The following is an 18,119-nucleotide window of genomic DNA, read 5'->3' on the forward strand; positions in this document are numbered from 1 at the left end:
GTCAGGTTTCCTCCAGATGTACGATGGCGCCGCCTGACACGAGGCAGCCCAAAAATGCAGTCAAATCCAATCGGTCCGGCGCGAGAGAGGCCGCATCCTGCAGTGATTTCCCATCCCGCAAAGCTCGGATGACATCCGCCGTGCCTGCCGGAAATGCCGTCGCCATTGGATCAAAGCCCGGACGGGTGATCACCACATCCTCGGCGCCGCCAACCGGTTTTGACCCGCCCAGAGCGGCGCGATGAATAGCCGTCACTGGATAGGCACTGGTCACGCAGGCGAGGGCAGGTGCCAGCTTGACAGCCCGCGTCAGGGCCTTCGGGTCGGCCAGTGTCTCTGCACTCACCGCAGTTGCATCGGCGGCATGGTAGGCCACGCGAAGTGCATATTCCAACCGGGCGACATCGGCGAGGTAGGGCAGGGATGCCGCGGGAGCAAAGCCTGCGATGAACTCCGCAAACGCATCGCCGTAAAGGGGCATGAAGGGCGATCTTGGAGGGTATTCACGCACGAATGCACCCGCCATCGCGTCAAAGAAGTCCTCTCCGACCAGTGCAGTGACCGCGGGAAAGCCGGACTTTAGTGCATCCTTCAATCCCACCACGACATTATTGCGATACACGTTGAAACGTTTCGTGGTTGGTTCGCCCTGCGCGCCAACAATGCCGTCCGGCACGGGTGCGGCCGGATCGAGTGTCGCGAATATGAACTCAGCGGCGTTCATGCAGTAACTGCATCGAGTATGCGGGCGGCGCGGGACGCTTCGGCGGAAAGTTCCGCCCATTGGGGCACATCATTGTCCCATTCAATGAGCGTCGGCTTTGCGCCGCTGCGCGAAATGGTGTGTTCATAAAGCGCCCACACCGGATCCGCGACTTCGCGCCCGTGGCTATCGATCAACAGGGGTTTGCCATGGTCGTCTTCATCCTCTTCGTGGCCGCCAAGATGGATTTCTCCAACGGCTTCGAGAGGGAAGGCATCGATATAGGAAATAGGATCGGTCGCCAGATTAATGGCGGACACAAACACGTTGTTTACATCGAGCAATAGGCCGCAACCGGTCCTGCGCACGACCTCGCGCAAAAACGCGACTTCGTCCCAAGTGCTCTCGGTGAAGGCGAGGTATGAAGACGGGTTTTCAAGCAGCATCCGACGGCCAAGGGCATTTTGCACGGTTTCGACATGTTCGCATACGCGTGTAAGGGTCTCGTCGGTGTAAGGCAGGGGCAGGAGGTCGTTGTAGTAGGCCGAGGCCCCGGGAATGTCATGCGTGGACCACGCCAGATGTTCGGAAAACGAGGCCGGGTTCAGCCAGTCCACAAGATGCTTCAGCCGCGCAAGATGGTCTGGATCGAGGTCCCCTTCGCCACCGATTGACAGGCCCACACCGTGGACCGAGATCGGAAATCTGTCGCTTAGCGCACGCAGCTGTGCGATCGGACGGCCGCCGTCACCCATATAGTTCTCGGCGTGAACTTCGAGCCATTCAACCGGGCGCGCGTCGTTGAGGATGTCGGTGAAATGTTGGGCCTTGTAGCCAACGCCAGTGGACTTTGGCAGACCAGCAATGTGATCAAACATGGCACTCACTCGCGTTATGTGAACGAAGGTGGTTCGGCGAAAACGTCTCCGCCGAACCGTTTTTGGTGGCGCGTTTCGCCTTACATCGGCATGTCGCGTTCGAGAGCTTCAAGCGCGCCCATGCGTGCGGAGCCATCAGCCATTGCTGGAAGCTCGATATCGGCACAGGTGCCGGCAGGAACGAGAGACCAAGCGTTACCTTGGTAATCAACTTTGGATGTGCCCGCACAGGTCGTGCCCGGTCCAGCAGCGCAATCATTTTCACCGGCCAGCGAAACACCGAAGCATTTTTCCTGCTCTTGAGCAGTTGCTGTGGTGGCGTGCGCGGAAAGTGCAGCAGCGAGGGCGCCAGCAATGGCGAGTGATTTTGTGTGTTTGGACATCGTGTGTCTCCCTATGGATCATGCGTTTCTCCGCCTCGGAGGCGGTGGACCAACCCTGCGACAGGTTGCCGCTCACTTACCACTCACGGGCGCGTGTTGTCGCGCGCCTGTCATGGCCTGTAACATACGGGATTGTGAGTTGATTGGGCACCCAAAATGCAAAAACGCCCTCATGGTGAGGGCGTTTTATATTTTTTTACAATAGCTTAGGTGATTATTTCAGGTCGGGTGCCAGAGCTTCCTGTTTCAGCGTTTCAACAATCTCGTCGAGGGTGACTACTGAGGTTTGTTTCTCTCCAAGACGTCGGACTGAAACAGTTTTGTCTTCGACCTCGCGTCCACCAACGGCCAGAATGACCGGGACTTTGCCCAATGAGTGCTCGCGAACCTTGTAGTTGATCTTTTCGTTGCGGGTGTCAGCCTCGGCACGGATCCCTGCCGCGATCAGTGTTTCGACCACTTCGGCGACGTAGTCATCAGCGTCGGAGACGATCGAAGCCACGACCACCTGACGCGGGGCAAGCCAGAAGGGCAGTTTGCCCGCATAGTTTTCGATCAGAATGCCAATGAAACGCTCGAACGAACCCAAAATTGCACGGTGCAACATCACCGGACGGTGTTTGTCGCCGTCCGCCGCGATGTAGCTGGCGTCCAATCGCTCGGGCAGCTGGAAGTCGGCTTGGAAGGTGCCGCATTGCCATTCACGACCGATTGCGTCGGTCAGTTTGAAGTCGAGTTTCGGCCCGTAGAATGCGCCTTCACCGGGATCGATTTCAAAATCGTTGCGCACCGTCAGGATCGCCTGCTCGAGCGCGGTTTCGGCCTTGTCCCACTGTTCATCGGACCCGATCCGCACGTCGGGACGTGTCGACAGTTTGATATCGAACTTCGTAAAGCCGGTGTCGCGATAGATATCCGACAACAACGCGATAAAGCGCGCGCATTCGTCGGCGATCTGGTCCTCGGTGCAGAAAATATGGGCGTCATCCTGCGTAAAGCCGCGCACGCGCATCAACCCGTGCAGCGCGCCATGGGCCTCATAGCGGTGACACGACCCGAACTCTGCCAATCGCAACGGGAGATCGCGGTAGCTTTTCAAACCCTGATTGAACACCTGTACATGGCATGGGCAATTCATAGGTTTCAGCGCATTCACGCGTTTTTCGTTCGCGTGTTCTTCGTCCACCTCGGTGATGAACATGTTTTCGCGGTATTTGTCCCAGTGGCCGGAGGCTTCCCAGAGTTTGCGATCCACAACCTGTGGCGTTTTGATTTCCTTGTATCCTGCGGCGGTCAATTTGCGGCGCATATAGTCTTCAAGCGCGCGGTAGATCGTCCAGCCGTTCGGGTGCCAGAACACCATGCCGGGTGCTTCTTCCTGAAAATGGAACAACTCCATTTCACGGCCGAGTTTGCGGTGGTCGCGCTTGGCGGCCTCCTCCAGCATCGTCAAATGGGCCTTTAGATCGTTGCGGTTCTTGAACCCGACGCCGTAAATCCGTTGCAACATTTCGCGGTTGCTGTCGCCACGCCAATAGGCACCGGCAACGCTCATGAGCTTGAAGCCGTCGGCGGGTACTTGTCCGGTGTGCTGCAAATGCGGGCCACGACAGAGATCCTGCCAGTCACCGTGCCAATACATGCGGATGGGTTGACCGTCGTCGGGAATGGCGTTGACCAGTTCGACCTTATAGTTCTCGCCGGTTTTCTCATAATGCGCGATGGCGTCGGCGCGGCTCCAGACCTCGGTGCGCACGGCGTCGCGGGCGTTGATGATGTCCTTCATCTTCGCCTCGATTGCACCCAGATCTTCGGGTGTGAACGGCTCGGCGCGGTCAAAGTCGTAGTACCAGCCGTTGGCAATAACCGGCCCGATAGTCACTTTGACGTCGGGCCAAAGTTCCTGAACCGCGCGGGCCATGATGTGGGCAAGGTCGTGGCGGATCAGTTCGAGCGCTTGTTCGTCATCCTGCATCGTGTGGATCGCGATATCGGCGTCCGCATCGATCGGCCATTGAAGGTCCCAATGCGCGCCGTTCACTGTTGCCGAGATGGCTTTTTTCGCCAGTGATGTCGAAATATCGGAGGCGACCTCCGCTGCTGTTACACCAGCTTCGAATTCACGTTTGTTGCCATCGGGAAAGGTAAGGGAAATGGGGGCCATATCTGGCTCTCCTCGTCAGTTTGGCGCCCACGGAACGCCCGGTTGCGGGTATGTCGTGCGCGCTTTTTCCCGCTCGTAGCCGTAATTGTCAACGCCTCTCGGGTGCTTCCGTCAATTCGATGAGGTTTCCACAGGGGTCGGTCGTGAATATTCGCGCTTTTCCCGGGATCTGAAGGTCGGGCTCGTAAAACTCGATTTCCTGATGCGTGAGGTAGTCGCGCCAGGCCTGCGCGGAGCTGACCTCAAGCGCGAGATGTGCGCGCCCGTCCGGCGATGGTTCGCCCTTCATGACATGCAACTGGTTGCCATCCCCGAGATCGAACCAGCACACGCAGGCCTCGAGATCAGGCGGGAGTGGCAAAGCCGGAAGTCCGAGAGTGACACCATAGAATTCGACTGCGCATTCGAGATTGCGCGCCAATATGGCGACGTGATGGAAACCGTTGATCGTGGCCCGTTTAAGAGCGTCTTGTGTGGCGTTTGACATGGTGCCTCCGCAGCAGATTTTCCCAGTGCACGCGGTGATTGCCAAGCCCGCATGGACCCGCTACCCAATGTGCGTAAATCGAGGAGCATGTGATGACCGACACAATGGAAACCCCTCAGGGCCGCCGCATTGCCTACCACCGCACCCATGGCGAAGGCATTGGTGTGGTGTTTTTGGGTGGGTTCATGTCGGACATGGAGGGGACCAAGGCCACGGCTCTCGAATCCTGGGCGCAACTGCAGGGGCGCCCGTTCCTGCGTTTCGATTACTCGGGTCACGGCCAGAGCGGTGGCGCATTTGAGGATGGGTGTATCGGCGACTGGGCCGAAGACGCCGCGGCCGCCATCACGGCGCTGACCGAGGGGCCCCAAGTTCTCGTCGGCTCGTCGATGGGGGGCTGGATATCCTTACTGCTTGCGGGTCGCATGCCTGAACGCATTGCGGGGCTTGTCGGGATCGCGGCGGCGCCTGATTTCACTGAAGACGCGTTTTGGTCGGGGTTCTCGCCTGCTGCGCGCCAGCAGTTGATGGAAGACGGGGTCGTCATGGTGCCATCGGATTACGATGCACCCTATCCGATAACCCGCCGCCTTATCGAAGACGGGCGTCGAAATCTGGTGCTGCGCAAACCGCTGAAATTGCCGTTTCCGGCGCGGTTCCTGCAAGGCACGTCAGATAGTTCAGTGGATTTGGCGGTGCCTCTTCGGCTGATCGACCATGCCGTTGGTGATGATATCCATCTGACGATCGTGAAGGGAGCTGACCATTCATTTTCGACGCCGGAATGTCTGCAGCTCGTCGAGGCCGCTATTTTCGAGGTACTGGCCAAGGCCTAAACCAACAATCTGCGTGCATTCTGCGCAGATAATGTCCGTATACTTGTCACAACCCGATATTTTTGTGGGGTAGGGAACAGGCCTCGCTTGACCGCTTGGGCCGGTGTGGCAATCTAGGCGTCAGGGTGGTGCAACATGTCGGATGCTCTCGTTTTCTTGCCAGGTTTCATGGCTGATGGTCGCGTTTTTACCGATCAAATCGCGGATCTGAGCGCGGATCGGGCGGTCATGGCCATGCCCTTGCAGGGGGGCGACCTCGATGCGATGGCAACCGCTGTGCTCGCCGGAGCGCCGCCCCGTTTTGCGCTCGCAGGTCATGACCTCGGTGCCACGGTCGCAACAGAAGTTTTTCGTCGCGCGCCTGACCGGGTTACAGGGCTCGCGCTCATCTGTGCTAGCGCGCAGGCCGAACCACCGCCCGCAGCGGCCGCACGCGAACCGCGCATGATCAAGGCCAGAACAGGCAGGCTGGGCGAGGCATTGATCGAAGATATGCCGACCTCGGCGCTTTTCGCAGGGCCGAACCGGAATGCAATCCGGGACTACTGGATTGATATTGCACTGGCCAAAGGTGTGGACGCCTACCTTGCGCAATCGCGCCTGATGCAACGGCGTCCGGATGTGCAAAGCATTTTGCGGCGCGCGCGTGTTCCGGCTTTGATCATTGGAGGCGCGGCGGACACGATTTGCCCCCCACGTCGACAGGATTTTATCGCCCAACTCATGCCGCGCGCGCAGGTCATGGTGATTGAAAAGGCAGGGCATTTGCCCATGCTCGAGGCGCCGATGAGCGTGTCGCGCGCGTTGCGCAACTGGCTCGATACGACATCAACTCTCGTTTTGACCTAGGTTAGCCCGCAGCCTTCTTCGGCTTGGCGACCTCACTGTCCGCGACCAGTCGGGGGCCGGAATTGGCATCAATAAATTCGAGAACCAAGGGGCGGATGTTATTGCGCCAGCTTCGGCCTGCGAAAATTCCATAATGACCAGCGCCTGGTTCGAGGTGCGATGCCTTCAAGTTGTCGGGAAGACCAGTGAGGAGGTCGAGTGCCGCAACACATTGACCGGGCGCGGAAATGTCGTCATTCTCGCCTTCAACTGTCTTTACCGCAACATCCGTAATCGCGCCGATATCGACCATTTTGCCATCGACTTCGAACATGTTCTCGGCAATCTCACGACGCTGGAACACACGATCCACGGTCGAGAGATAGAATTCCGCTGTCATGTCCATGACCGCGAGATATTCGTCGTAGAACTTGTTGTGCTTGTCGTGCTCGCTCGCTTCGCCCTTTGCGACGCGGTTCACCTGGTCGGAGAATGCCTTGGTGTGTTTGTCGGCGTTCATCGCGATGAAAGACGACAGTTGCAGCAGGCCCGGATAGACTTTGCGGCCGACCCCTTTGTATTTGAAGCCAACGCGTTGAATCATGCTTTGCTCGAGCTGGCCCATAGTGACGCGATTGCCGAAATCGGTCACATCGGTCGGGGTCGCATCGGGATCAATCGGCCCGCCGATCAATGTCAGCGAGCGCGGCTGAGCCTTTGGATCTTCGCCCGCAAGGTAGGCGGTCGCCGCCAGCGTAAGCGGCGCGGGTTGGCACACGGCGATCACATGCGTTTGCGGGCCGAGGTGCTTCATGAAATCGACGAGGTAGAGGGTATAATCCTCGACGTCGAACTTGCCCTCGGACACCGGGATGTCGCGCGCATTGTGCCAGTCTGTGATGTAGAGTTCGCAATCGGGCAGGAGCGAGACAACAGTCGAGCGCAACAGAGTTGCGTAATGACCAGACATCGGCGCCACGAGCAGCACCTTGCGGGGCATTTCTTTGCGGCCCTGCACCTTGAAATGGATCAGGTCGCCGAACGGTTTGGAGACTTCGACATCGACTTCGACGATGTGGTCGCGCCCGTCTTCGCCAACGACCGAATAGATACCCCAGTCGGGTTTTGTGACCATGCGCGAGAACGACCGCTCCGTAACCTCACCCCATGCCGCCAGCCATTGAAAGGCCGGATTGGGCATCATCGCCACCGCAGGATATGAGCCAATTGCCTGAGCCGTTGCCCCGAGCCATTGGTTGGTGGTCCGCAGGGTTTCCATGAAGTCGTATGTGGCCATGTAGCGCATCTTTGTCTCCCGACTTTTGCGCGCCGCCACCGGTGGTCGCGCTAACGGCATCTTTTCTATGCCGTACTCTATCGTTATCGTATCAGATATTATTCTTACAGCATATTAAAATGCTGCAAGTGCAAAATAGGGGGAGGTGGCGAGATGGCGCAGGACGAGGGACGCGAAAACCCCGATTTGGACAAGTTAAACGAGAACATCGGCAAGATCGAAGAGCTTTCAGCCCGACTCGTGGCAGCCATGGCGCGCAAAAAGCCGACCCCCACGGCGTTACAGGGGCCCAGTCAGGATCTCTTCATGAAGGCCGCCAGCGCGTATATGGCCGAGATGATGAACAATCCCGCCAAGATTGTGGAGCATCAGGTCGGATATTGGGGCAAAACGCTCAAACACTACGTGGACGCCCAACATCGGTTGTCCCATGGCGACTTTCGCCCGCCGACAGACACAACCCCCAGTGACGGGCGTTTTAACAATCCGGTTTGGGAAACGAACCCCTATTTCAACTTTCTCAAACAACAATACATGATGAACGCCGAGGCAGTGGAACGGGCCGTTGGCGATCTCGAAGGGCTCGACGAGAAAGAACGTAAACGGGTCGACTATTTCACCCGCCAGATCGTCGATATGATGGCACCGACCAATTTCCTCGCGACCAATCCCGACGCTTTGCAGCAGGCAATTGATACCGACGGCGAGAGCCTCGTGCGCGGCCTTGAAAACCTCGTGCGGGATATGGAGGATCACAACGGCGAAGTGATTGTCCGGCTCGCCGATAAGGATGCCTTTGAGGTCGGGAAAAATCTGGGGACCACCAAAGGGTCCGTCGTTTTTCGCAACCGCATGCTGGAACTCATCCAATATGCGCCGACCACCGAAAAGGTGCACAAAACGCCATTGATCATCTTCCCGCCGTGGATCAACAAATTCTACATTCTCGACCTGAAAGAAAAGAACTCCTTCATCAAATGGGTGGTGGATCAGGGCTACACGCTCTTCGTGGTGTCATGGGTTAACCCCGATCAAAGCTATGCCGACGTCGGCATGGATGATTACGTTGAGGACGGGTATCTCACGGCGATCGAAGAGGTGAAGGCGATCACCGGCGAACCCAAGGTGAACGCCGTCGGTTACTGCATCGCGGGGACGACATTGTCGATCACGCTCGGCCTGATGAAGCAGCGTAAAAACACCTCCGTTAAGTCGGCCACGTTTTTCACGACGCTGACGGACTTCTCCGATCAGGGTGAGGTCGGTGTGTTTCTGGACGATGATTTTGTCGACGGTATCGCCGCAGAGGCCGAGCGCGTGGGCGTCATGCAATCACTCTATATGTCGCGCACCTTTTCGTATCTGCGCTCCAATGACTTGATCTATAAACCGGCGATCCGATCCTACATGATGGGCGAGGCGCCCCCTGCATTTGATTTGTTGTTCTGGAACGAAGACTCGACAAATCTGCCGGGGAAAATGGCAATCGAATACCTGCGCGGGTTGTGTCAGCGTAACGAGTTGTCGTCCAAGGGCTTTCCGATCTGCGGGACCAAAGTCACCCTTGATCAGGTGAGCGTGCCTCTATGCGCCATCGGGTGCGAGACCGATCATATTGCCGCATGGGATGCATCCTATACCGGCGTGCAAAAGATGGGGTCAAAGGACAAAACCTTTATCCTCTCCGAGTCCGGTCACATTGCGGGGATCGTGAATCCACCGTCGAAAAAGAAGTACGGACACTATACGAATCCGGACCTGACCCTGCCTGCGCAGGAATGGAAAGAGACTGCCGATTTCAATGAAGGATCGTGGTGGCCGCGGTGGGAAGCGTGGCTCAAAAAGCGGTCAGGCGCGATGATTCCCGCCCGCCATCCGGGCGATTCGGGGCACGAAACCCTCGCGGATGCACCCGGAACTTACGTAAAGGCAGTTGTAAGTATCTGATAGACTGGAAACTTTGGTTTTTCTGCGCTGCAGCATTTTTTTACTTGATTTTCTGCGCCGCAGCATTCATATTCCTACCAGACAAGAAGGACAACGGCCGATGGGACGGACGTTCGTCAAATCAACACTGGTTGCAGGAGAATGTACCATGGCTAAAACTGAAGATTTCACAAAGCTGATGAAAGACATGATGGGCGCTTACCCAATGGATATGTCCAAAATGATGGACATGTCTGCTCTTCAAGAGTCCTTCAAGACTCAGGCTTCCTTCGGCGAAAAAATGTCGAAAGTTGCTATCGAAGCTGCTGACAAATCCACCGAGATTTCGTCCAAATGGACAAAAGCAACGCTCGCCAAAATCGGTGATGTTGCCAAAGTCAAAGACGAGCCAACCGACTACACCAAAGCGCTGACCGAGTTTGCTTCCACGCAGGCTGAAATGGCTGCCGAGCACATGGCCGCTTTTGCTGAAGTCGCGAAAAAAGTTCAGATGGAAACCATCGAACTGATGCTCGCAACCGGCAAAGACGTAAGCGAAGACATGACTGCTGCCGCTAAAAAAGCGACCGAAGACATGACCGCCGTTGCTAAAAAAGCGACCGCTGCTGCTAAGTAAGCGCCGCGAAAAAGACCTCTTCTGCGTTTCTCTCCTCCCTAGAAACGTGGATCGCGAGACGGGCCCCTGCACGGGGCCCGTTTTCTTTTGCTTTTGAATTATGCCTCGCTTAGGCTTTTTTCTGCACCAGCAAAGGGGAGGGAGCCGAATGGCCGCCGATAAGAACGGACCACTGCTCATCAAACGTTACGCATCACGACGTCTCTACAACACAGAGACGTCTGACTATGTGACGCTAGAAGACATTTCAGGTTTCATTCGGGATGGACGGGAAGTCCAGATCGTCGATCTTAAATCTGGCGATGATCTAACGCGCCAGTATCTACTCCAAATCATTGCCGAACATGAGTCGCGCGGTGAAAATGTCCTGCCGCTCAACGTGCTCACCGATCTCGTGCGTAGTTACACCACTGAGGTCTCATCCGCAGTGCCGCAATTCCTCGCGCAGAGCTTTGAGATGTTCCGAGAAGGGCAGGCCAAAATGTTGGATGGCTTTGGGGGAAAGCTTCCGGGTTTTGAAGCCATGCAAGCGCAGCAAGAAGCATTCCTGAAAGCGATGACTGGCGGAATGGCCGGAAATTGGTCCGGCCCAAGTCGTGAAGAAGACGACGAACCGGAAAAGGAAGATCTCGCTTCCATAAAAAAGCAACTGGCCGACCTGCAAGATAAACTATCGAAGCTGCAGTAGCCCGCATTGCGCGGCGCGCATTGGGTCGGCCAATCTAACAGAACAGAAAATGAAAAGGCGCCGGTCATCCGGCGCCTTTGTTTATGCGACTTCGGAGAACACTTTCTTCAGCGCCGCCTCGAGTTTGTCGAACATCTCCTCGAGATGCGCATCGGTCGCGATGAAGGGTGGTGCCAACACGATGGATTGCCCGAGCGGGCGACAAATCAGGCCATGATCGGTGCAGGTATTGGCGATCCGTTCGGACACCGACAGAGACCCGTCAAATGGCGTCTTCGTGGCCTTGTCCTTAACGGCTTCCAATGCGCCCATGAGGCCCTTGCCGCGCCATTCGCCGATGTTGTCCATCTGTGACAGACGCTGCAATCCGGCCTCGAACGCAGGGGTGAGACGCCGCACGTTGTCGAGGAGGCCTCCCTCGATCACCTCGATCGCCTTGAGTGCAATTGCGCATCCCACAGGGTGGCCAGAGGCGGTGAACCCGTGCGGGAACTCTTCGATGGCATCCGTGGCGCGTTGGAGGCGGTCGGAGATTTCGGGGCCGAGGATGATCGCGCCCATCGGGAAAAAACCGGCAGTCAGTGCCTTGGACGAGATAATAACATCCGGCGTAAATCCATATGTCTCGCAGCCCCACATTTCGCCCGTGCGACCGAGACCGCAAATGACTTCGTCCGAAATCACCGGAATGCCATGTTTGCGCAAAATCGGAATGATGGTGTCGAAATAGCCGTCCGAGGGCGGGATCACGCCGCCTGCACCCATGATGGGTTCCGCAAAGAATCCTGCGATTGTGTCCGCACCTTCTCGCGCAATAACCTCTTCGAGCTCGGCGCCCATGCGGGCGGTAAATTCGGCCTCTGTTTCTCCATCGCGCCCCTCGCGCCAATAGTGCGGGCATGACAGGTGGACGAAGCCGTCCAATGGCAATCCGAACACGCTGTTGTACGGTTTCCCTGTCATAGAGGCGGAAATTGCCGTCACGCCGTGGTAGGCATTCTTGCGGGTGATAATCTTTCGCTTTTGCGGATTTCCCTCGGCGGCATGCATGAACCACAGCATTTTCACCATGGTGTCGTTCGCCTCGGACCCCGAGTTTGTGTAGAAAACCTTGCCGCTCTCGAACGGCGAGATCTCGACCAGTTTCTCCGACAGCAAGACCGCCTGATCCGACATACGACCAAAGAAGGCGTGGTAACCTGGAAAGCGCGCATACTGTTCTTGCGCGGCGCGGGTCAGCCCTTCGTGATCGAAGCCTGCAACAATATTCCACAGGCCGGAATTGGCATCCAGATAACGCCGTCCTTCGGTATCAATGATGTACGGCCCCTCGCCATGGGTGATGATAACCGTGCCCCGTTCATTGATGGATGGCAGGTCTGTAAAACCGAAAAAGGTGGCCGCTTTGGCGCGGGCGTCCCAGCTTTGCGGGGTAGTCATTTGGCGAACTCCGAGATGTAAGGCCATCACGCTATCTCGCCGCTTGATCCCCCGCAAGAGCGGGCGTGACAGGGCGGGCAAAGCCGCCTAGCTTGGCCAATGACAGGCATAGGGAAGTGGTATGAGCGACAAGGTCGGCAAGTTGACACTTTGGGGTGTGGAGGTCTTTTTGACCGCCGCCGAAGAAGGTTCCGTGTCGGCGGCCGCCAAACGTCTCGGCGCGTCACCTTCGGCCATTTCCCAACAGATTTCCAACCTCGAAACCGCCCTTGGCGCGGAACTGCTAAACCGGCGCGAAAGACCGATGACACTCACGCCTGCAGGGCGCGTGTTGCGGCGGCGTGCACAGTCTATATTGCTCGAAGCGGCCAGCGTGCGCTCGGAAATCGCAGGCCTGGATTTGAGCCAATTGGCGCAACTGCGGCTCGGAATGGTTGAAGATTTCGAAACCACGGTGACACCGAGTTTGATCGCCACGATGGCAGGCACACTCACCTCGACCCAGTTCGAATTGGAAACAGGCCCGTCCCACCGCCTGATTGACCGTTTGGAAAACCGCGCGCTCGATGTGATTGTCGCGGCCGATTTCGGCACGCCTGCGGCATGGATGGAACAGCACGCGCTCCTCGACGACCCTTTCGTCGCGGTGGTGCCCAAGGGCAACAAGGACGCGGTAGAATCGTTGCCTTTGATCCAATACACCCGTCGTCATGCCATGGGGCGCGTATTGGCCGAACATCTCGCCCGTGAAGGGATGCACCTGACGGGGCGGTTCGAAATGGACAGCTATCGCGCCATTTTGGCGATGGTTGCTGGCGGGGCAGGGTGGACCATCCTGTCAGCTCTCGGCGTGTTGAACGCGGGGCGGTATGCAGAAGATATCGAAGTCATTGCGCTACCCGTCGCGCCCTTGTCGCGCCGCATCGTGCTGACAATTCGCCGCGATGGAGTACAGGAAATGGCCCAGGAGATTTCGGCCCATCTGCGCCCGCTCTTGGATGAGCAGGTAGTCAAACCCTTGCTCGCACAGAGCCCGTTTCTCAAAGGGCGTCTTCAGGTCCTGAACTGAAAAAGCCGCCTCGAAGGGCGGCTTTTAAATCAGAATTAGTTAGCTTCACTCGGCCGCGATTTTGACGCCTTTGACTTCTTCGGCTGCGGCCAAAAGAGCCTCTGCGATGAAGTCCAGATCAGGCTGCTGGAGACGCGCGGGCAGGCGTGTATCACAGGCTTTCGACAGCATCTCGCGGGTTTTTGGAAGATCCGGCGTTTCCCCGAGGAATTCCCAGTTCCAGAAGGCGCGCGCATTGTCAGTCGACAGGCCAAAGACCTGAACCGATACGCCGCGCGTTTTGGCCGCGCCTTGAAATGCGAGCGCTTCTTCGCGCGAAAAGTCCACGAGATTGAATTGCAGGCTGTCGGGCGCACGTTCTTCCGGTCCCAGTTTCGCAGGAACGGTCAGGAAACGGGACGCTTCGAGCTTTGCGGCGACATAATCGTGGTTGCGCCGACCATCAAGAACGCGGCGGGGCACTTCGCTGATCTGCGGGCGCACGACGGCGGCCGAGAGGTTCGACAGTCGCTGGTTGTAGAGCGGCAGTTGGTTCTGCCAGCGGGCAAAGGCCGCCGCCAAAGCATCCGAGCCCGCGCCATTGTGTTTCTGCCAGTTGTGCTCATAGGCGCCGGACATGATGACGGCGCGCGCAATGACGTCTTCATCATTGGTGATCAGGATGCCGCCTTCGCCGCCATTCAGCAGTTTGTAGGACTGGAAGGAGAAGCAGCCGATTTTGCCGATCGTGCCGATTTTACGACCGCCCCATTCAGTTCCGAGCGAATGTGCGGCGTCTTCGACCACGGGCACGCCGTGCGCATCGCAAAGCGCCATGATTGCATCCATGTCGGACGTGTGCCCGCGCATGTGCGAAATGATAACCGCCCCGACTTCGTCCGTCAGCTTGGCCTCGAAATCGTCCATGTCGACGCGGTAGTTGTCGCCACATTCGACAAGAACCGGAATGCATTCCGCATGCACGACCGAGGAGGGAACAGCCGCAAAGGTAAAGGCGGGGATCAGCACCTTGGTGTCACGGGGCAGGTCGAGCGCCTTCAGCGACAAAAAGATTGCTGCAGAGCAAGATGAAACAGCCACAGCGTATTTCACCCCTAGCATCGCTGCGAATTCGCGCTCCAAAAGGGTAACGGGTGCGTTTTCAGAGGCGGTGTAACGGAACAGATCACCCGTCGCCAACAAACGCTCAATCTCGGCACGCGCGGACTGAGGGATCGGTTCGGCGTCATAAACGTTTGGGCCTAAGGACATTACATTCACCTTTTCGGAATTCTCTTTTCGATTTAACTGTAAAGAAGCTCGGCGCGAAAATCCACTCCCACGAGCTCTCACAGGCGAAAATTCGCAAATCTGTCACACTATGGGGTGTGTCGCGCGCTCAGATACCCAACTTGTCGCGTAGCGAGTACCATGTCATCGCAATTGCCAGCAGTCCCTGACGCGTGCGCGCGCCCCCGGGAAAACGCATTGCCGGCGTATTCGAGAACAGGTCAAAACGTTCTGTTTCGCCCGCGATGGCCTCTGCCATCAGTTTTCCGCAGAAGCCCGACAGCGAAACCCCGTAACCGGAATAGCCGGAGGACGACCAGACATTGGGTGCAGGCCGCGTCAGGTAGGGCATGCGTGTCATTGTGATGGCTAAGGTCCCGCCCCACGCGTAGTCGATCTTGACCCCTTGGAGTTGTGGAAACAGGTTTTCCATCCGTGGTCTGACTTTTGCGGCAATGTCGGCAGGGAATTTGTATCCATAGCTTTCGCCACCCCCAAAGATCAGGCGTTTGTCCGGTGAGAGATGGAAATAGTTCACAACAAACTTGCTGTCGTCGACGGCCACCTCTTTGGAGAGCACATCCGCGGCGCGTTCGCCCAAGGGCTCGGTTGCGACCATGAAGTTGTTAATCGGCATAACCCGCGCCGCGACTTTCGCATTCAGGCGGCCGCCATAGCCATTTGTGGCCAATACCACATGCGAGCAATGAACAAACCCGCGATCACAGCGCACGACGGGATTGCTACCTCCGTCAACCTTGTGCACCGGGCTGAGTTCGTGAAGGCGAACACCAGCCGCGAGGCAGGCACGCGCGAGGCCGAGCACGTAGTTCAAAGGGTGGATATGGGCGGATCCCCAATCGACAATGCCGCCTTGATACCGCGGCGATTTGACCAGTGCCTGCATCGCGTCCCGGTCGAGTTTCTCGCCCTTTTCGTAGCCATAGGTCTCTGCGAGCCAATCCACGAGCTTGTGGTAGTCGGCCACACCGGAGGCTTTCCATTGCGCATGGGCAATCCCGTCGCGCAGGTGCGCATCCGGCGCGTGCGCCTCTATCAGGGATCGGGTCAGAGCCTTTCCCTCTTCGGAGAAGTCCCAAAGGCGGCGCGCATTTTGTTCGCCGACGAGTTTTTCGAGCGTCCAAGGTTCGAGGTTGAACCCTGTGCCAACGTGCCCGCCGTTTCTCCCCGAGGCGCCGAACCCGACGCGTTGGGCGTCTACCACCACGACATCGAGGCCCTTTTGAGCCAGATGGAGTGCTGCAGATAGCCCCGTGTATCCCGCGCCAACAACACAAACGTCGGCGTGTTGTTCGCCCTTCAACTCGGGGAGGGGATCGAGCATGCTGGCCGTCGCTGCGTACCAACTCGGCGGGTAGGTCCCGCGACGGTCATTGGAATAAAGCAGGTTCATACGTTCAGCAGGAGATGCTCGCGTTCCCAGGGAGAAATGACTTGGAGGTAGGCATCGTTTTCGGCGCGTTTCACGGTTGTGTAAATGCGGCAGAAATCGCGGCCCAGAACCTCCTGAATGGCGCTGGATTGTTCAAGCAGGTCGAGCGCTCCGGACAAGGTTTCGGGAATGCCGTCGGCCGAGTCATAGGCGTCACCGACATATTCCGCGCGCGGCTCTCGCCGCTCCATCAGTCCCAGATACCCACAGGCCAATGAGGCCGCAATCGACAGATAGGGGTTCACATCCATGCCCGGAATGCGGTTTTCGATCCGGCGGGCTTCGGGGCCCGACACCGGCACGCGCAATCCGGTGGTGCGGTTGTCGCGGCCCCATTCAAGGTTAATGGGCGCCGCGAAATCGCGCACGTAGCGGCGATAGGAGTTCACATAGGGCGCGTGGATCGCGATTGTCGCCGCCAGATGGTTTTGCATGCCCGCGATGAAGTGGTGGAACGCCGCGCTATCCACGCCGTTTTCGTCGGCGAATATGTTTTGGCCCGTGCTCCGGTCCACCACGGAATGGTGGATGTGCATCGCAGACCCCGGTTCGTCCTGAATCGGTTTTGCCATGAATGTCGCGAAACAATCATGGCGCATGGCGGCTTCACGGATCATCCGTTTGAAATAGAACATTTCGTCAGCCAGACGCACCGGATCGCCATGGCGCAAGTTCATCTCGATTTGACCTGCACCGCCCTCTTGAAGAATGCCGTCGATTTCGAGGCCCATCGCCTCGGCAAAATCATAAATGTCGTCGATGACGGGGCCGTATTCGTCGACCGCAGACATTGAATAGGCCTGACGTTGGGCGGCGCGACGACCGGAACGTCCCATCGGGGGTTCAACCGGTTGATTGGGGTCGATGTTGCGGGCAACGAGGAAGAATTCCATTTCCGGCGCGACGATCGGCTCCCACCCTTGCTGATGGTAGAGATCAACGATCCGGCGCAACACATTTCGCGGCGCAACAGGGACAGGCGCCCCCGTTTGATCGTGCGCATCGTGGATCACCTGCACCGTAAAATCAGCGGTCCATGGCGCGGCACAGGCCGTCGTGAAATCGGGCGTTAGAACCATGTCCGGTTCGGTGAAGGGCGCATCCGCATCCGTGACCCAATCGCCTGTAATCGTCTGCTGAAAGATCGAGTTGGGCAGGTAGAAATGGCTCTGTTTGGCAAACTTCGCAGCCGGCATCGCTTTGCCCCGTGCCACACCGGCGAGATCGGCAACGATACACTCGACTTCATCGAGTTTCCGCCCGTCCAGATATGCCCGTGCCGGTTCAGGCAGAGTGTCGATGAAATCCATCGTCATAGGGCCCCCTGCCCATTTTTGAGGAAGTCTGCGAGAAGCGCTGCAACGCGGATCTCATCCGTTGGCTTGGTGTTGTCTTGCAAAGCCTGCGCGATCATGTCGCGCGGGTACATCGGGTCATCGCCGCGCACCGCCAGATAGTCGGCGATAATCGGGTTGGACAGTTCGGGGTGTGCCTGCACCGTCAGGATGCTATCGCCGTAAACGAGCGCGGCGTTGGCGCAAAAATCATTGGTTCCAATGACTTCGGCCCCTTCGGGCAGGGTGACAACCTGATCCTGATGCCATGCATTGAGGTGCACATCACCGAGTGCGGTGAAATCATACGTTCGTCGACCCACGGCCCAGCCGCCCGCGAATTTCTCAACCCGCCCGCCGAGCGCCTGCGCTACGATCTGGTGGCCAAAACAGATACCCACCATGCGCCGCCCAGAGCCCTGAACCGTGCGGATGAAATCCTCCAGAGGCGGGATGAATGGATGGTCCTCGTAGGCACCATGACGAGAGCCGGTAATCAACCAGCCGTCAGCCGCCTCGGGCCCATCAGGGAATTGCATGTCGACCACGTTCCATGTCTGAAAAGTGAAACCATGAGGCTCGAGGAGCCTTTGGAACATGACGTCGAATGACCCGTGTTTATCCTTTACCGGATCGGGTGGGTAACCCGTTTGCAGAATCCCGATTTTCATATGCCACCGCGATTGGAACGGGTCGAAGCTATCCCTTTGCGAGCGCCCTCACAAGG

The 18,119-nt window shown here is 57.6% G+C and carries 17 protein-coding genes; 6 read left to right on the forward strand and 11 right to left on the reverse strand.

Annotation, left to right across the window (positions count from 1 at the left end; translation table 11 throughout):
• Window position 1 precedes the first annotated feature (1 nt).
• The 5 genes from ABD815_RS10145 to ABD815_RS10165 all read right to left on the reverse strand — a co-directional run bounded on the left by ABD815_RS10145 (window position 2) and on the right by ABD815_RS10165 (window position 4,615).
• On the reverse strand, window positions 2-724 hold the full coding sequence (locus ABD815_RS10145; RefSeq protein ID WP_344846906.1) for an HvfC/BufC family peptide modification chaperone: 723 nt from the start codon (window positions 722-724) through the stop codon (window positions 2-4).
• Window positions 721-1,581, reverse strand: coding sequence for an MNIO family bufferin maturase (bufB, locus tag ABD815_RS10150; RefSeq protein WP_344846908.1), 861 nt, complete (start codon window positions 1,579-1,581; stop codon window positions 721-723). The genes ABD815_RS10145 and bufB overlap by 4 nt, the downstream gene beginning before the upstream one ends.
• A gap of 80 nt (window positions 1,582-1,661) precedes the next feature.
• Complete coding sequence (locus tag ABD815_RS10155) at window positions 1,662-1,964, reverse strand: BufA1 family periplasmic bufferin-type metallophore (protein ID WP_344846910.1); 303 nt, start codon at window positions 1,962-1,964, stop codon at window positions 1,662-1,664.
• Between the two features lie 214 nt (window positions 1,965-2,178).
• Window positions 2,179-4,128, reverse strand: a complete 1,950-nt coding sequence (thrS, locus tag ABD815_RS10160) for a threonine--tRNA ligase (protein ID WP_344846912.1) — start codon at window positions 4,126-4,128, stop codon at window positions 2,179-2,181.
• A gap of 88 nt (window positions 4,129-4,216) precedes the next feature.
• Complete coding sequence (locus ABD815_RS10165) at window positions 4,217-4,615, reverse strand: VOC family protein (protein WP_344846914.1); 399 nt, start codon at window positions 4,613-4,615, stop codon at window positions 4,217-4,219.
• A 92-nt stretch (window positions 4,616-4,707) separates the two neighbouring features.
• Here ABD815_RS10165 and ABD815_RS10170 point away from each other — a divergent pair, with 92 nt between their 5' ends.
• Both ABD815_RS10170 and ABD815_RS10175 read left to right on the forward strand, forming a co-directional pair.
• A complete protein-coding gene (locus ABD815_RS10170) occupies window positions 4,708-5,451 on the forward strand; it encodes an alpha/beta hydrolase (RefSeq protein WP_344846916.1) in 744 nt (247 codons plus the stop codon).
• Window positions 5,452-5,586: 135 nt separating this feature from the next.
• A complete protein-coding gene (locus tag ABD815_RS10175; protein ID WP_344846918.1) occupies window positions 5,587-6,300 on the forward strand; it encodes an alpha/beta fold hydrolase in 714 nt (237 codons plus the stop codon).
• A gap of 1 nt (window position 6,301) precedes the next feature.
• Here the strand turns inward: ABD815_RS10175 and phaZ are convergent, their stop codons facing one another.
• A complete protein-coding gene (gene phaZ, locus ABD815_RS10180) occupies window positions 6,302-7,585 on the reverse strand; it encodes a polyhydroxyalkanoate depolymerase (RefSeq protein ID WP_344846920.1) in 1,284 nt (427 codons plus the stop codon).
• A 144-nt stretch (window positions 7,586-7,729) separates the two neighbouring features.
• On the opposite strand from phaZ, the gene phaC reads away from it, so the two are divergent.
• From phaC to phaR, 3 genes are all read left to right on the forward strand, one after another.
• Complete coding sequence (phaC, locus tag ABD815_RS10185; RefSeq protein ID WP_344846922.1) at window positions 7,730-9,523, forward strand: class I poly(R)-hydroxyalkanoic acid synthase; 1,794 nt, start codon at window positions 7,730-7,732, stop codon at window positions 9,521-9,523.
• A gap of 148 nt (window positions 9,524-9,671) precedes the next feature.
• Window positions 9,672-10,139 (forward strand): phasin family protein, encoded by a 468-nt coding sequence (locus tag ABD815_RS10190; protein WP_344846924.1) that lies wholly within the window; start codon window positions 9,672-9,674, stop codon window positions 10,137-10,139.
• 148 nt (window positions 10,140-10,287) lie between these two features.
• Complete coding sequence (gene phaR / locus ABD815_RS10195; RefSeq protein WP_344846927.1) at window positions 10,288-10,827, forward strand: polyhydroxyalkanoate synthesis repressor PhaR; 540 nt, start codon at window positions 10,288-10,290, stop codon at window positions 10,825-10,827.
• An 81-nt stretch (window positions 10,828-10,908) separates the two neighbouring features.
• Here phaR and ABD815_RS10200 read toward each other — a convergent pair whose 3' ends face one another.
• Window positions 10,909-12,267, reverse strand: a complete 1,359-nt coding sequence (locus tag ABD815_RS10200; RefSeq protein ID WP_344846929.1) for an aminotransferase — start codon at window positions 12,265-12,267, stop codon at window positions 10,909-10,911.
• Between the two features lie 121 nt (window positions 12,268-12,388).
• On the opposite strand from ABD815_RS10200, the gene ABD815_RS10205 reads away from it, so the two are divergent.
• Window positions 12,389-13,336, forward strand: coding sequence for a LysR family transcriptional regulator (locus tag ABD815_RS10205; RefSeq protein ID WP_344846931.1), 948 nt, complete (start codon window positions 12,389-12,391; stop codon window positions 13,334-13,336).
• A 45-nt stretch (window positions 13,337-13,381) separates the two neighbouring features.
• Here ABD815_RS10205 and ABD815_RS10210 read toward each other — a convergent pair whose 3' ends face one another.
• The 4 genes from ABD815_RS10210 to ABD815_RS10225 form a co-directional block, all read right to left on the reverse strand.
• Window positions 13,382-14,587, reverse strand: a complete 1,206-nt coding sequence (locus ABD815_RS10210) for a DegT/DnrJ/EryC1/StrS family aminotransferase (protein WP_344846933.1) — start codon at window positions 14,585-14,587, stop codon at window positions 13,382-13,384.
• 127 nt (window positions 14,588-14,714) lie between these two features.
• Entirely contained in the window at window positions 14,715-16,019 is a 1,305-nt protein-coding gene (locus ABD815_RS10215) for an NAD(P)/FAD-dependent oxidoreductase (RefSeq protein WP_344846935.1), read from the reverse strand.
• Window positions 16,016-17,374 (reverse strand): glutamine synthetase family protein, encoded by a 1,359-nt coding sequence (locus ABD815_RS10220; protein WP_344846937.1) that lies wholly within the window; start codon window positions 17,372-17,374, stop codon window positions 16,016-16,018. Before ABD815_RS10220 ends, ABD815_RS10215 begins: the two co-directional genes overlap by 4 nt.
• Window positions 17,371-18,063 carry a type 1 glutamine amidotransferase gene (locus tag ABD815_RS10225; protein WP_344846939.1) on the reverse strand — a complete coding sequence of 231 codons (693 nt, stop codon included), beginning with the start codon at window positions 18,061-18,063 and terminating at the stop codon, window positions 17,371-17,373. The genes ABD815_RS10220 and ABD815_RS10225 overlap by 4 nt, the downstream gene beginning before the upstream one ends.
• Window positions 18,064-18,119 lie beyond the last annotated feature (56 nt).

This window comes from Celeribacter arenosi (genome assembly GCF_039539485.1).
Lineage (GTDB): Bacteria > Pseudomonadota > Alphaproteobacteria > Rhodobacterales > Rhodobacteraceae > Celeribacter > Celeribacter arenosi.

Coding starts and splice junctions, on each gene's coding strand:
- ABD815_RS10145 (WP_344846906.1), bottom strand. CDS start 724: ATGAACGCCGCTGAGTTCATATTCGCGACACTCGATCCGGCCGCACCC.
- bufB (WP_344846908.1), bottom strand. CDS start 1,581: ATGTTTGATCACATTGCTGGTCTGCCAAAGTCCACTGGCGTTGGCTAC.
- ABD815_RS10155 (WP_344846910.1), bottom strand. CDS start 1,964: ATGTCCAAACACACAAAATCACTCGCCATTGCTGGCGCCCTCGCTGCT.
- thrS (WP_344846912.1), bottom strand. CDS start 4,128: ATGGCCCCCATTTCCCTTACCTTTCCCGATGGCAACAAACGTGAATTC.
- ABD815_RS10165 (WP_344846914.1), bottom strand. CDS start 4,615: ATGTCAAACGCCACACAAGACGCTCTTAAACGGGCCACGATCAACGGT.
- ABD815_RS10170 (WP_344846916.1), top strand. CDS start 4,708: ATGACCGACACAATGGAAACCCCTCAGGGCCGCCGCATTGCCTACCAC.
- ABD815_RS10175 (WP_344846918.1), top strand. CDS start 5,587: ATGTCGGATGCTCTCGTTTTCTTGCCAGGTTTCATGGCTGATGGTCGC.
- phaZ (WP_344846920.1), bottom strand. CDS start 7,585: ATGCGCTACATGGCCACATACGACTTCATGGAAACCCTGCGGACCACC.
- phaC (WP_344846922.1), top strand. CDS start 7,730: ATGGCGCAGGACGAGGGACGCGAAAACCCCGATTTGGACAAGTTAAAC.
- ABD815_RS10190 (WP_344846924.1), top strand. CDS start 9,672: ATGGCTAAAACTGAAGATTTCACAAAGCTGATGAAAGACATGATGGGC.
- phaR (WP_344846927.1), top strand. CDS start 10,288: ATGGCCGCCGATAAGAACGGACCACTGCTCATCAAACGTTACGCATCA.
- ABD815_RS10200 (WP_344846929.1), bottom strand. CDS start 12,267: ATGACTACCCCGCAAAGCTGGGACGCCCGCGCCAAAGCGGCCACCTTT.
- ABD815_RS10205 (WP_344846931.1), top strand. CDS start 12,389: ATGAGCGACAAGGTCGGCAAGTTGACACTTTGGGGTGTGGAGGTCTTT.
- ABD815_RS10210 (WP_344846933.1), bottom strand. CDS start 14,587: ATGTCCTTAGGCCCAAACGTTTATGACGCCGAACCGATCCCTCAGTCC.
- ABD815_RS10215 (WP_344846935.1), bottom strand. CDS start 16,019: ATGAACCTGCTTTATTCCAATGACCGTCGCGGGACCTACCCGCCGAGT.
- ABD815_RS10220 (WP_344846937.1), bottom strand. CDS start 17,374: ATGACGATGGATTTCATCGACACTCTGCCTGAACCGGCACGGGCATAT.
- ABD815_RS10225 (WP_344846939.1), bottom strand. CDS start 18,063: ATGAAAATCGGGATTCTGCAAACGGGTTACCCACCCGATCCGGTAAAG.